Consider the following 13,492-nt stretch of genomic DNA (forward strand, 5'->3'; position numbering starts at 1 on the left):
ACCTATCAGATGGAGATTGCTCCATTGGTGCGCTTTCGGCGAAAGAGCATCGCCGCAAGGCCTAAGAGCACGGTGCCTGCGATGAACAAAAATGCTGCGGCAGCGATAGCCGGACTGATATTTTCTCGAATTGTCGAAAACATCTGGCGTGCCAGGGTGCGCTGATTTGGACCAGCGACGAACAGCGTCAGCACAACCTCGTCCAATGAAGTCGCGAACGCCAATACTGCGCCAGACGCGATGCCCGGTATGGCGAGCGGAAGTGTGACTTTACGAAAAACTGTTAGAGGCGATGCGCCAAGACTTTCGGCTGCCAGTTCAACACGGCGGTCGATACCTGCCAGAGCACCCGTAACGCTCACCAGAACAAAGGGGATCGAAATCACTGTATGCGCGATAATCACACCGAGATAGGAATTCGCTATTCCGAGCCGGACAAACAATAGCTGCATACCGACGCCCATAACCACGGCGGGAACGACCATGGGCAAAAGGAACAAAGTTTTAATGGGGCCGGAAAGAAACAATATCCTGCTGCGCAGGCCAAGTGCGGCCATCGTTCCCAGCACAGTCGCCAAAATCGTCGTTCCTGAGCCGATAATAAGGCTGTTGACGATTGCGCGCCGCCAAACATCCGCCGTGGCGAGTTCTTCAAACCAGCGCACTGACCAGCCGGGCACTGGATAGGTCAGAAACACGCTGGATGTGAAAGCAAGTGGAAGAATTGCAAACAGCGGAGCAATCAAAAAGACCACTGCGGCCACACCGAACAGGATTTTCGCGAAACGCCCCATGTTCATGCTCTCCCCCGCTCATCAGCGGTGAGCCGTCCGTAAACGGCATAGAGTACGAGACAGGCGACGAGCAACACGAGCCCCAATGCACCAGCCATACCCCAATTGGCCGAACCGGTTGCGTAATAGGCGATGATCGAGCTTATCATCTGGTCGCCCGGTCCACCGATCAGCGCCGGAGTTATGTAGTAGCCAATAGCGCTCATGAACACGAGCAGCATGCCGGACAGGATGCCACGCATACTTAAAGGCAGTAGTACCCGCACGAAAGCCCTCCAAGGCGGTGCGCCGAGTGATGCAGCAGCCGGCATGAGATTGCTCGGGATCGATACAAGAACGCTATAAATCGGCAGCACCATGAACGGCAAAAGTACATGGGTCATGGCTATCACTACCCCTGCTCTGTTGAAGATCAACGGTAGCGGTCCATCGGTGACGCCAAGCCAGATCAACGTATCATTGATAAGTCCCTTGTCCTGTAGAAGAATGAACCAGGCCGCAGTACGCACCAGCAATGATGTCCACAACGGCAACAGAACTGCCGCAAAAAGCACACTCCTGATCCAGCCTGAGGATGATGTGAGCAAGACGGCGTAGGGATAGCCAATTATTGCACAGGCAAGTGTCACCAGCGCGGCAATCCAGAACGTGCGCAGCATAATCGCCCGGTTGGCCGATGTACCGGGCGCCATTGAAACAATTTCTCCGGATGTATCGCGCTCCATATCGACCGCCGCGAGCAGGTTGCGATCAGTTGTTGGTGAAAGCGCATTCCCAATAGCATGCCAAAACTCCGGTCGGCTCCATCGTTTGTCGATCATTTCTAGGTCAGGAATAGGATCGCCCTTCTCGATGGCTGAAAGTGTTTTGCTCATCAAGGTACGAAAGCCCGATTGGGCGCTGTTCAAGCGGCGGACCATGTCGCCTACAGCCTGCTGGTCGGTCGAAGCCTTCAGGTCTGCCACGAGCGCCTGCTTCATTTCAGGTGATGGAGCCGATTGTCCGTCCCAGAGAGTTACTGTCTCGGCGGTCTGGGGGAGAACACGCAAAACCGCCGTATCGGACACGGCCTGTTTCATCATCACCCCAAGCGGCCACAGAAAAAACAAGACAATGAAAACAAGCAGGGGCGCGATCAGAAATATCGCTCGGACAGTTTTGCCGGATGGAACCGTCATGCTGCAATAGTCCAGCAATCAGCAGCATTGAACCCCGCTACGACATCTGTTCCAGGCGCCCATTCACGCGCTTTTCTGTCAAGACGCACAATAAAGTCATGAGCGCTGGCATCCAGCTGGATACGCAGATGATCCCCTTGATAGACACTGTCGATCACACGTGTTTTAAGAAGATTGTCTGAACCACCCTCCCCGCCCAGTTCGATGCGCTCGGGCCGGATGGACAGAAGAACTTTCTGTCCCGCCCCTAACGCTCCCTTCGATGATGCGGTTAGTGTGCCGCCATCCTTCAGACGAATGAAAGCGCTCGTACCTTCCACCCGCTCGACCGTTCCTTCAGCAAGATTGGTTTCGCCTATAAATTCGGCGACAAAACGGGTCTGCGGCTCATCATAAATTGCACGCGGCGTGCCAATCTGTTCGATTTTTCCTTTGTTGAAGACAGCGATCCGGTCCGACATGGTCAGCGCTTCGCTTTGATCATGGGTGACAAAGACAATCGTCAGTCCTAACCGGCCATGCAACGCGCGAATGTCAAGTTGCATCTGTTCACGTAACTGCTTGTCGAGAGCGCCAAGCGGCTCGTCCATCAAGACCACGCCCGGCTCGAAAACCAGTGCACGGGCAAGCGCCACGCGCTGTTGTTGGCCGCCAGAGAGTTGCGCTGGCTTGCGTTCACGCATCGTGGAAAGCTGAACCATATCGAGCACCTTATCCACCAGCTCGCCGATCTCTGCTTTCCCAATACCTCGCATCTGAAGCGGAAAGGCGACATTTTCACCAACTGTCATATGGGGGAAAAGCGCGTAGTTCTGAAAAACCACTCCCATGTTGCGCTTGTATGAAGGAACCGTATTGATTGCCTTGCCATCGACATGGATTGCTCCACTGCTTGGACTTTCAAAACCGGCAAGCATCATCAAAAGCGTCGTCTTGCCTGAACCGGAAGGACCAAGAAGGCTCACAAATTCACCTCGATCAATATCGAGGTTCAAACCATCTATAACTTTGAAATCACCGTAGGATTTGCTGATATTCTCGAAGCGGATGCGGCAGTCCGTCAATGAATCACTCCATCTTCCGGAAAACAGGGAAAACCCGCCGATATTGCACCGACGGGGCCATGACTGTGAATTATTGCGCCAACCAGGCGTTGAAGCGCTTCGTCAACTCTTCGGAATTATCGATCCAGAAATCGACGTTAAGAGGAAGGGCGTCTTTCAGATTGGCTTCCGCCGTTGGAAGGTCCGATGCGAATTCCGCAGGCACCTTGCTTGCAGCTTCCTTGTTCGGCAGACCGTAAGCGACATATTTCGGCAGCTTCACCTGATTGTCGGGCTGGCTGGCAAAAGCAATGAAATCCAGCCCCGCATCCTTGTTCTCGGCATCTTTCAGGATCACCCAGCTATCGACAGCATAAATGCTGCCCGGCCAGACCACCTTGAAGTTCTTGCCTTCGCTCCTGTTTATGCCCGTGATGCGCCCATTATAAGCTGATGCCATCACAACTTCATCCGAGGCCAGCAATTGCAGCGGTTGTGCCCCTGCTTCCCACCAGACGATATTCGGCTTCAATTCATCGAGTTTTTTGAACGCGCGATCCACGCCCTCCGGGGTTGAGAGCACATCATAGACCTCATCCTTGTTGACCCCATCGGCGAGGAGAGCGAATTCAAGCGTATACTTGGCGCCCTTACGCAAGGAGCGCTTGCCTGGAAACTTCTTCACATCCCAGAAATCAGCCCAGGATTGTGGGCCATCTTTCAGCTTGTCCGCATTATAGGCGATTGCTGTCGACCACACGATTGCCCCTACACCGCAATCATTGACCGCACTGTCGAGGAACTTGTCCTTGCCGCCAACCTTGTCCCAATCGATCTTCTCGTAAAGACCGTCAGCACAGCCGAGAGCGAGTTCTTCGGCTTCTACCTGCACGACATCCCAGTTGGGTTTTCCTGCTTTCACCTTCGCCTGAACCACGCCGTAACCACCGTCCCAGGATTCATCTAGCAAAGGCTTGGCGGTCTTCTCGGAAAAAGGTTTGAAGTAAATTTCACGCTGGGCATCCTGATAGTTGCCACCCCAAGACACGACCGTCAGGTCGCGAGCAGCAGCGGAGCCAGTATAAAGTGCGGTTGCGAGGAGTCCGCCCATCAGGGCAAGGCGAGCAATTTTCATCGACATGTTCCCCATTTTGGTTCGGCGGGTTGTTCCCGCCGTTGTGTAATGAGGCCATGCTAACTTGATCGGTAGTCGTGGGCAATATTGTAGTCGCCCAACAATGTAAAAGTAGTATCTTCCCAGCTCGATGTGACAAATCCGGGCGGGAAAGCACCCGGATATGTGATCTAGTTAGTGTCAGACGCGTTCCAGCGCAATGGCGATCCCCTGCCCGACGCCGATGCACATCGTTGCAAGAGCGTGTTTGCCGCCATTGAGCGCAAGTTCGAGCGCCGCCGTGCCCGCGATACGCGCCCCGGACATGCCTAGCGGATGCCCGAGCGCAATAGCGCCACCATTGGGATTGACGCGTTTGTCGTCATCAGCAATTCCAAGATCGCGCAACACTGCCAGTCCCTGCGACGCAAATGCTTCATTCAGTTCAATCACATCAAATGCGTCAGGTACGATACCGATACGCACAGATAGCTTCTTTGTCGCCGGAGCGGGACCAATACCCATAATGCGCGGAGGAACACCCGCCGTGGCGCCGCCTATAATACGGGCAATCGGTGTGAGGCCGTATTTCCTGATGGCTGCTTCAGATGCGATGATAAGCGCGGCAGCTCCATCATTGACACCGGAAGCGTTGCCCGCCGTCACAGTGCCACCCTCACGAAAGGGCGTACCCAGCTTTGCGAGTGCTTCCAGGCTCGTGGCGCGAGGGTGTTCATCCTTGTCGACAACGACCAGATCGCCCTTGCGTTGCGAGATCGTGACCGGCACAATTTCCTTTGCAAGGCGTCCATTGGCTTGCGCGGCTGCCGCCTTTTCCTGACTGCGAAGTGCAAAAGTGTCCTGATCCTGCCGCGAGACGTTGAAATCTTCGGCAACATTTTCACCCGTTTCAGGCATAGAATCGACACCGTATTGTTTCTTCATCAAAGGGTTGATGAACCGCCAGCCGATTGTCGTATCGAAGATTTCCGCCTTGCGGGAAAATGCACTGTCGGCTTTAGGCATGACAAAGGGGGCGCGGCTCATGCTCTCCACACCGCCAGCAATGAGCAGTTCCGCCTCACCAGCCCTGATGGCGCGTGCAGCCGTTATAACTGCATCCATTCCAGAACCGCAGAGACGGTTGATCGTCGTTCCAGACACTCCTGCCGGCAGCCCGGCCAGAAGCAGCGACATGCGCGCAACATTGCGGTTGTCTTCGCCCGCCTGATTGGCCGAGCCGAAAATCACATCATCCACGGCTTCCCAATCGACGGAACCATTACGTTCCATCAGCGCTTTCAGCGGAATGGCGCCGAGATCGTCGGCACGCATAGATGAAAGCGCGCCGCCATAACGACCAATGGGAGTGCGAATGTAATCGCAGATATAGGCTTCACTCATTACATGGTCTCACAATTCGGGAACAACGAGATCGGCGACCGGGCCGTCGATATGCAGCTTTGCCCCGGTTATGGCTTGAAGGTCTTCCAGCGTCATGGCGGCTAGCTTTTCACGCAACACGAAACGCCCCTTGTCGATATCGATCACAGCATGACTGGTATAGATGCGGGTGATACATGCGACGCCGGTTAGCGGAAAAGTGCACTTTTCAACCAGCTTCGGTTCACCCTTCTTCGTTACATGCTCGGTGATGACGACAACTTGCTTCGCACCATGTACCAGATCCATCGCACCGCCCACTGCGGGCACGCCTTTGGCGCCAACACGCCAATTGGCGAGATCACCATTCTGGGCAACCTGATAGGCGCCGAGAATCGCGACATCGAGATGTCCGCCGCGCACCATCGCGAAACTATCGGCATGATGGAAAAATGCCGCGCCGGGCTTTAGCGTAACAGCCTTCTTGCCAGCATTGATCAGGTCCCAGTCTTCCTCACCTGCTGGCGGCGCTTCACCGAAATCCAGAACGCCATTTTCCGTGTGAAAAATCGCTTCGCGTCCTTCCGGTTGATAGCGGGCGACCATTTCGGGAAAGCCAATTCCAAGATTTACATAGGCACCATCCTGAATATCCTGCGCGGCGCGCCATGCGATCTGGGCGTTGGACAGTTTGATGTCATCATGAATATCAATCATCATACGTAGGTCACTCCAGCACGAATGAGCTCTTCTTCTTGCTGCGGATTTGCAACTTCAACGACACTGTCGACGAAGATACCCGGCGTGATGACATTTTCCGGCTCTATGCTACCGAGCGGAACGATTTCCGATACCTGTACGATCGTCCTTGCAGCAGCCATACACATGAGTGGATTGAAATTACGCGCAGCCATGCGGTAGGTCAGATTGCCGTGCGTATCGCCAAGATGCGCTTTAATGAGCGCAAAATCAGCTTTCAGCCAACGCTCCTGCACGTAAGGTCGTTCATCAAATTCAGCTATTACCTTGCCTTCGGCGAGTTCCGTGCCATAGGCTGTCGGCGTGTAGAACGCCGGGATACCAGCGCCACCTGCCCGGATACGCTCAGCAAGCGTTCCTTGCGGTACAAGTTCCAGATCGATTTCACCGGCAATATATTTGTCCGTGAAAGCGCGCGGATCGGAAGACCGCGGGAATGAACAGATCATCTTGCGCACCATCCCGGCGTCAATCATTGCCGCGATGCCGATGCGCCCATTGCCCGCATTATTGTTGATCACCGTCAAGTTCTTCGGCCCCTTATCGATCAGGGCATGGATCAATTCTATTGGCGCGCCTGAGCCACCGAACCCCCCGATCATGACCGTAGCGCCATCGCCTATTCCGGCAACAGCCTCGGCCAGACTTCCGATTGTCTTGTCCATTTTACCTCCATGCCAGAGCGTTCGAGCTTCGTGCTTGAGCGTCCGGTCGCAATCGCACTGGAGTTAGCCACCTCATCGGCAAAGGGTCAAACATTTTGTGCGTTATTTGACATTTGTTCATATATCGCACAAAATATCTACGCAAATTGAGAGGGATTTCATGCGCGAAACAGATTTCATCGGCGGTTTTGCAAAGGGATTGAAGGTCATCGAAGCGTTCGGTGAAGACCAACCACGTCTTTCAATAGCGGACGTTTCAAAAATAACTGGTCTCGATCGTGCAACCGCACGACGATGCCTGCTGACACTGACCGAGCTCGAATATGCCGAGTATGACGGCAAGTTCTTCATGCTTCTGCCCAAAATTCTTCGGCTCGGGCATGCCTATCTATCTTCGACGCCATTGCCGACAATTATCCAGCCGCATCTGGACCGGCTCTCTGATGCCGTCGGAGAGAGCGCATCCGCATCCGTTCTGGATGGAACGGAAATTGTCTACATCGCGCGCGCCTCACAAATGCGCGTGATTTCCATCAACTTGATGGCGGGCAGCAGGCTTCCAGCCTACTGTGCTTCGATGGGGCGTGTGCTTCTGGCCTGGCTTCATGGACGCGAGGCTCAGGTGCTTCTCGAGCGCACTGAACGGAAAGCTTTGACACCATTTACAAAGGTGGAAATTGCCCCGTTGATGACAGAACTCTCCATTATTCGTAGTCAAGGTTATGCAATCAACGATCAGGAACTGGAGCTCGGACTACGCTCCATCGCTGTTCCTGTTTTCAATCATCGAGGTTTAGTAGTTGCGGCGCTCAACATCGGGGCACCCGTGGCACATGTCGAAACAATTGACCTTGTGGAACGCTTCCTGCCTGCAATGCTTCAAGTCCAGTGGGATCTACGCAATTTGCTGAGATGACCGCAGAGAATGAAAAATCCAATTTATTCTATGATGATGAATCCAGAGCGGCCAGACGCTCACGCTCCCTCAAACGGAATGTACGGGGTGTTTCGCTCGTTATCTTAAGGAAGAAGCGTGAAAAATATGCGGGATCTGAAAAGCCAAGGCTGTAGGCGATATGCTGTACCGATGATGGCATAGCTATCAAATCGCGCCTGGCCGCCTCAATCAGCCTGCTTGCAATCATGTCTTGTGTCGTCCTTCCTGTCAGTTGTTTGACAGTCCGGTTGAGATGCGTTGATGAAACACCCAACAGTTTCGCATAAAATGAAACGGGCTTGTGTTCTCGGTAATGACGGTCAATCAGTTCCTGCAAGCGCTCAATACGAGCATGCCCATATATCTGGCGGTCTTCCTGCTTCACGAGCTTCGAAGAATAAGCGTGCCGCAGAATATAAACGAAAACCGCCTGAATAAGAGATTCCAGCAAACTGTTTTTATATGGTTTTCTCGTGTGAAACTCATCTTGTAATTGCCGCAGAAGAGAGGAAAGTAACGCCAGATTCTCGTTGCCCGCTCCTTTCATCGATATGAGTTGAGGCTGCATCAACCACTTCGCCATAGCGCCCTCAGAACCGTCTCCAATAAGCGGCATATGAGGGCTCAAAATCGTTACAATGTGCCCCACTATATCTCGAGAGAATGCAAACCCGTGATTGAAACCGGGTGGCACCATAATGGCACATGGCGTTTGAAAGGGGTAGATGACGCCATCGAAGCTCACCTGCCCCGTACCCCCTTCAATATATAAAAGCTGAAAGAAGCTCTCGTGACGATGCAACGAAATTTCGAAATTATGCAAACTTGATCGCGAGAAAAGCGTCTCGCAGTGTAGCCAAAAATCCGGCTTTTGCTCGCTTTCTTCTCCATAAAGCTCGTATGTTGGAACAAAATTATCCGACACTTGCCCTCCAATCATGTTCGATTTGTACAATAAATAGTCGAGATTATCCATTGCCAGCAGGAACGTTCCTTCAAGAATAAAGGCGGACTTGCATTGGGAGGAACTTATGCGCACTCAGGTGGCAATCATCGGATCGGGCCCGGCCGGCTTGCTCCTCGGCCAACTTCTGACTAAAGCCGGGATAGACAATGTCGTGCTGGATCGCGTCAGCGCGGATTATATTCTGGGCCGTGTACGTGCTGGTGTCTTGGAAGAAGGCACGGTCAATCTGATGGATGAAGCCGAAGCTTCAACACGCCTTCACGCAGAGGGATTGCCACATGACGGTTTCTCACTCGCCTTCAACGGTCGGGATCACCGTATCGACCTGCATAAGCTGACCGGCAAGCGCGTTACGGTTTATGGCCAGACTGAGATGACGCACGATCTTATGGATGAACGGCGGAAGTCGAACACCACTAGCATTTATGAAGCCGCCGACGTAACACCGCATGATTTCGATACGACATCGCCATATATTACCTTCGAAAGGGACGGCAAAACCCATCGCATCGACTGCGATTTCATCGCTGGATGTGACGGGTATCACGGCATAAGCCGCAAATCCGTACCAGACAAGGCAATCGATATCTTTGAAAAGGTCTATCCCTTTGGCTGGCTCGGCATACTGGCCGACATTCCGCCGGTCGCTCATGAGTTGATCTATGCCAACCACGAACGAGGTTTTGCGCTTTGCTCCATGCGCTCGCTCACACGCAGCCGTTACTACATCCAATGTTCACTTGATGAAAAGATCGAAGACTGGAGCGACGAGCGCTTTTACGATGAACTGCGCTGTCGCCTTCCGGCACATCATGCCGAAGCAATGATAACCGGACCGTCTTTCGAGAAATCCATTGCGCCTCTACGCTCTTTCGTGGCTGAACCAATGCGCTTTGGACAGCTTTTCCTTGTTGGAGATGCCGCTCATATCGTTCCTCCGACAGGTGCGAAAGGGCTAAACCTCGCCGCCAGCGACGTGCACTATCTTTACGAAGGATTGAGAGAGTTTTATCTGGACAAATCAAAATCTGGCATCGATGCTTATTCTGCTAATGCGCTTGCGCGCATCTGGAAGGCCGAACGCTTTTCATGGTCCATGACCAAAATGCTACACCGATTTCCTGATATGGTTCCGTTTGATCAGAAAGTGCAGGAAGCAGAACTTGACTACTTCTGCACTTCCGAAGCTGCCTCAACCGCACTTGCTGAAAACTACGTCGGATTGCCGTTCTGAACGGTGAATACTATAAATTAGACGTAACTAATACTATTTAATAAAACATATAAAACTGATGATTTATTTTAGAATTGATGTAGAGTTTTATTGCCAATCGACCCCCCAGCAAGAAGTTCCGGCCAGAACTTCTTGCAACTAGCGCGGTCAGCTACCTTATTTGGGTCGCTGACCGCGTTAATCTCTAGGGTCAGGACCTACTAATTTGATGGAAATGGCGCCTGAAATGACAAGAGCTGCCAGGAGAGACGCGAAGAACGGGGTGGTTCCCCGGTCGAGCGGTTCGACGCCGCAGATCGCCGAGACCAGCCTTGGCATTTCGGTGTCCGGAGGATGTGGTCCATCCACTTGGCTACAGTGTCGAAAAGGCTCGAAAATGACCACATTTCCTTCGCCTTTTCTCCTCGTATCCAAACGGATGGCCTCACACCATTTTCACCCAGTTAGTAGGTCCTGCCCCTAGAGCTTCATACCAGCAGCTTCGCGCAACGTCTGGATCAGAATTTGCATAGCGGCCGTCTGTGTCGTGTCAGTTCGCATGGTCAACCCTACCGGACCTGTCGTTTCGCTTGTATCGATGGAAAGAGCGACAAGCTTGCCTTCAGATACATCTCTGGCAGCAACACCTTCTGAAATGATCCACACCGCATCACTGTCGCGGACGAAAGCACGTCCGAACGCATCGGAAACGGTCTCAATCTGAACTGGCAGGGCACCTATACCGTTTGTAATCAGCAAACGATCCACAAACGGGCGAATGATTGAATTGCGTGTCGGCATCAGAACCGGGTAGTCGGCCAGATGCTCGAAAACCGCGCGTCCGTCCGTCAGGGGATGCCCTGTCCTGACAAGAAATCGAACCTGCTCCGAATAAAGATGCTCGAATGAAAAACCGGTCATCTTTTCTGGCGCGGCAAGCCGACCTACAACCAGATCGAGATCACCAACCCGTAGCTGCTCGAGAAGAACAGCATTTTCACCCGTAACGATTTTTACACGGCTAGACGTTCTTTCCGCGAGAAACAGGCTCATCGCTTTCGGCATGATGCGTGTTGAGACTGTCGGCAAGGCGCCAATACGAATAGGCGGTCCTGATCCATCCAATTCTTGCGACACGGAATCCAGCCCCTGCCGCAAGGCGGTCAAAGCCGTCCCAGCATGACGCAGGAATACTTCACCGAACCGCGTTATCCTTATGCCACGACCATCGCGTTCCACTACTGGAACGCCCAGAATCTCCTCCAGCTCACGCATCGTCTTGGTCACTGCTGGTTGGCTGATACTCAGGAGTTCGGAGGCCTTGACTACACTCTTCTGTCGCGCAACCTCAACAAACGTATGCAGATGGCGAAATTTGATCCTGTTCCCAATCACTTATCTATAACCCTGTAGTTATGATTTTTGTCAATAATATCATTTTACTTAACCAGTTCAAAGCACGACAGTGCGATGTAAGAGGAGAAAGCTGTGCAGTTCGCATCCGTAAACGACGTCGTCATCCATTATGATTTCCAGCCAGTAGCCGCAGAGAAGCCTGTTCTGGTTTTCATCAATTCGCTCGGAACAGATTTCCGGATATGGGATGAAGTTCGCGCACGCCTGCGCAACGACGTATCGACGCTCGTTTATGATAAGCGCGGCCACGGCCTTTCAGATGTCGGAGCCACCCCCTACACAATCGAACTCCTTGCGACCGACCTCATCAACCTGCTCGGCAAGCTCTCGATAAAACGGGCGATCATTTGCGGTCTTTCCGTCGGTGGACTGATTGCGCAAGGTGTTTATGCAGCGCGCCCCGATCTGGTGACCGGACTCGTTTTGTCCAACACCGCTCACAAGATCGGTACAGCAGCGATGTGGGACGCGCGCATAGCTGCTATTCAGCAGGATGGCCTTTCAAGCATCCTCGACGCGACGATGCCCCGCTGGTTCACGTCGGACTATCGACGCTCCGATAATCCTGCCTATCGTGCCTATTGCAATATGTTCGTTCGGCAACCGCTCGACGGCTATGCGGCCACCTGTGCCGCGCTGCGTGAAGCGGATTTAACCGAAGTAGCCAGAACTATTTCGGTGCCAACACTTTGTCTGGTCGGTGATCAGGACGGCTCCACGCCGCCTACCCTTGTGCGCGAACTGGCAAGTCTTATTCCTGAAGCAGATTTCGCAGAGATTGCCGCCAGCGGTCACATTCCCTGCGTTGAACAGCCCGATGCCTATGCCTCGCTGTTGCGCAACTTTATTTCAAACAGATTCTAACATGGAGAGTAGCCATGGCTGACAAGGCAGTGCGGTCGGAACGCTACAAGATCGGCATGAACGTGCGCCGTTCAGTTCTGGGCGATACGCATGTAGATCGCGCTTCAAACGGTGCAACCGACCTTGATGCTCCGTTTCAGGAGCTTATAACAGAAGCCGCATGGGGCACGGTCTGGGCGCGACCCGGCTGGACCAAACGAGAACGGTCGATCGTTACGATTGCACTACTTGCAGCACTCGGGCAAGACGATGAAGTTGCCATGCATATACGCGCTACGAAAAATACGGGCGCAACGAAAGAGGACATCTGCGAAGCATTGATGCATGTCGCAATCTATGCGGGGGTTCCGGCATCGAACCACGCTTTCAAGATCGCAAAGCAGACCTATGCGCAGATGGAAGCGGAGGAAGCTGAAAAATGAAGAACAGTCTGCCGGAGGCAACTCCGTTCTTTGCTCGCGATCTGTCCATGCATCCACCGGCTTATACGCCGTGGTATAAGACCTCCGTCCTTCGCTCGCCTACTCGTGCTTTGCTTTCGCTCGAAGGCACCAAAAGTGAAATTACGGGCCCTGTATTCGGTCACAGTATGCTGCACGAGCTGGATAATGACCTCATCCTCAATTATGCGCGCCCCGGCGAAATGCCGATAGGTCCGCGCATCCTTGTTCATGGTCGTGTTCTGGACGAGAGTAGCCGTCCTGTTCCAGGCGCACTGCTGGAATTCTGGCAGGCCAACGCTGGCGGGCGTTATCGTCACAAGAAAGAAACCTATCTTGCGGCCATCGACCCCAACTTCGGCGGCGTCGGTCGCACGGTCACGGACGAAAACGGCTACTACTGGTTCAAGACCATAAAGCCCGGCCCGTACCCTTGGCCAAATGGTGTGAATGACTGGCGTCCGGCTCACATCCATTTTTCTGTATTCGGTCATGGCTTTGCACAGCGCCTCATCACACAGATGTATTTCGAGGGCGATCCGCTGATCTGGATTTGCCCGATCGTAAAAACTATTCCCGACAAATCAGCTGTCGAACGGCTGGTCGCACCTCTGGACATGAACGCTAATTTGCCGATGGATATGCTTGCCTACAAGTTCGACATTGTGTTGCGCGGGCGCCGCGCAACTTTGTTTGAAAATCGCCCGGAGGGTAACTGA

Annotated in this window: 14 protein-coding genes; 5 read left to right on the forward strand and 9 right to left on the reverse strand. The window is 53.2% G+C overall.

Features of this window, described 5'->3' with window-relative positions; genetic code table 11:
* Window positions 1–5: 5 nt before the first annotated feature.
* The 7 genes from AAE521_RS01195 to AAE521_RS01225 all read right to left on the reverse strand — a co-directional run bounded on the left by AAE521_RS01195 (window position 6) and on the right by AAE521_RS01225 (window position 6,936).
* Window positions 6–794, reverse strand: coding sequence for an ABC transporter permease (locus AAE521_RS01195; RefSeq protein ID WP_342060291.1), 789 nt, complete (start codon window positions 792–794; stop codon window positions 6–8).
* Between the two features lie 2 nt (window positions 795–796).
* Window positions 797–1,972, reverse strand: a complete 1,176-nt coding sequence (locus tag AAE521_RS01200; protein WP_342060292.1) for an ABC transporter permease — start codon at window positions 1,970–1,972, stop codon at window positions 797–799.
* Window positions 1,969–3,036 carry an ABC transporter ATP-binding protein gene (locus AAE521_RS01205; RefSeq protein WP_342060293.1) on the reverse strand — a complete coding sequence of 356 codons (1,068 nt, stop codon included), beginning with the start codon at window positions 3,034–3,036 and terminating at the stop codon, window positions 1,969–1,971. The genes AAE521_RS01200 and AAE521_RS01205 overlap by 4 nt, the downstream gene beginning before the upstream one ends.
* 70 nt (window positions 3,037–3,106) lie before the next feature.
* On the reverse strand, window positions 3,107–4,150 hold the full coding sequence (locus AAE521_RS01210; RefSeq protein ID WP_342060294.1) for an ABC transporter substrate-binding protein: 1,044 nt from the start codon (window positions 4,148–4,150) through the stop codon (window positions 3,107–3,109).
* Between the two features lie 180 nt (window positions 4,151–4,330).
* Window positions 4,331–5,533, reverse strand: coding sequence for a 3-oxoadipyl-CoA thiolase (gene pcaF, locus AAE521_RS01215; protein WP_071632229.1), 1,203 nt, complete (start codon window positions 5,531–5,533; stop codon window positions 4,331–4,333).
* Between the two features lie 9 nt (window positions 5,534–5,542).
* Complete coding sequence (locus AAE521_RS01220) at window positions 5,543–6,232, reverse strand: CoA transferase subunit B (RefSeq protein ID WP_071632228.1); 690 nt, start codon at window positions 6,230–6,232, stop codon at window positions 5,543–5,545.
* On the reverse strand, window positions 6,229–6,936 hold the full coding sequence (locus AAE521_RS01225) for a 3-oxoacid CoA-transferase subunit A (protein ID WP_342060295.1): 708 nt from the start codon (window positions 6,934–6,936) through the stop codon (window positions 6,229–6,231). Before AAE521_RS01225 ends, AAE521_RS01220 begins: the two co-directional genes overlap by 4 nt.
* A 160-nt stretch (window positions 6,937–7,096) precedes the next feature.
* Here AAE521_RS01225 and AAE521_RS01230 point away from each other — a divergent pair, with 160 nt between their 5' ends.
* Window positions 7,097–7,852 carry an IclR family transcriptional regulator gene (locus tag AAE521_RS01230; RefSeq protein WP_342060296.1) on the forward strand — a complete coding sequence of 252 codons (756 nt, stop codon included), beginning with the start codon at window positions 7,097–7,099 and terminating at the stop codon, window positions 7,850–7,852.
* Between the two features lie 28 nt (window positions 7,853–7,880).
* On the opposite strand, the gene AAE521_RS01235 is transcribed toward AAE521_RS01230, so the two are convergent.
* Window positions 7,881–8,813: a helix-turn-helix domain-containing protein gene (locus AAE521_RS01235; RefSeq protein WP_342060392.1), complete on the reverse strand. Its 933-nt coding sequence runs from the start codon at window positions 8,811–8,813 to the stop codon at window positions 7,881–7,883.
* A 91-nt stretch (window positions 8,814–8,904) separates the two neighbouring features.
* On the opposite strand from AAE521_RS01235, the gene pobA reads away from it, so the two are divergent.
* On the forward strand, window positions 8,905–10,074 hold the full coding sequence (gene pobA, locus AAE521_RS01240) for a 4-hydroxybenzoate 3-monooxygenase (RefSeq protein WP_071632225.1): 1,170 nt from the start codon (window positions 8,905–8,907) through the stop codon (window positions 10,072–10,074).
* 459 nt (window positions 10,075–10,533) lie between these two features.
* Here pobA and pcaQ read toward each other — a convergent pair whose 3' ends face one another.
* Complete coding sequence (gene pcaQ / locus AAE521_RS01245) at window positions 10,534–11,448, reverse strand: pca operon transcription factor PcaQ (RefSeq protein WP_342060297.1); 915 nt, start codon at window positions 11,446–11,448, stop codon at window positions 10,534–10,536.
* Between the two features lie 93 nt (window positions 11,449–11,541).
* On the opposite strand from pcaQ, the gene pcaD reads away from it, so the two are divergent.
* From pcaD to pcaH, 3 genes are read left to right on the forward strand one after another with little or no spacing between them, the layout of a single operon-like run.
* A complete protein-coding gene (gene pcaD / locus AAE521_RS01250) occupies window positions 11,542–12,333 on the forward strand; it encodes a 3-oxoadipate enol-lactonase (RefSeq protein ID WP_071632223.1) in 792 nt (263 codons plus the stop codon).
* Window positions 12,334–12,347: 14 nt separating this feature from the next.
* Entirely contained in the window at window positions 12,348–12,755 is a 408-nt protein-coding gene (gene pcaC, locus AAE521_RS01255) for a 4-carboxymuconolactone decarboxylase (RefSeq protein WP_071632222.1), read from the forward strand.
* Window positions 12,752–13,492, forward strand: a complete 741-nt coding sequence (gene pcaH, locus AAE521_RS01260; RefSeq protein WP_010658914.1) for a protocatechuate 3,4-dioxygenase subunit beta — start codon at window positions 12,752–12,754, stop codon at window positions 13,490–13,492. Before pcaC ends, pcaH begins: the two co-directional genes overlap by 4 nt.

The sequence above is a fragment of the Brucella cytisi genome (assembly GCF_038433355.1).
In the GTDB taxonomy this organism is placed as follows: domain Bacteria; phylum Pseudomonadota; class Alphaproteobacteria; order Rhizobiales; family Rhizobiaceae; genus Brucella; species Brucella cytisi.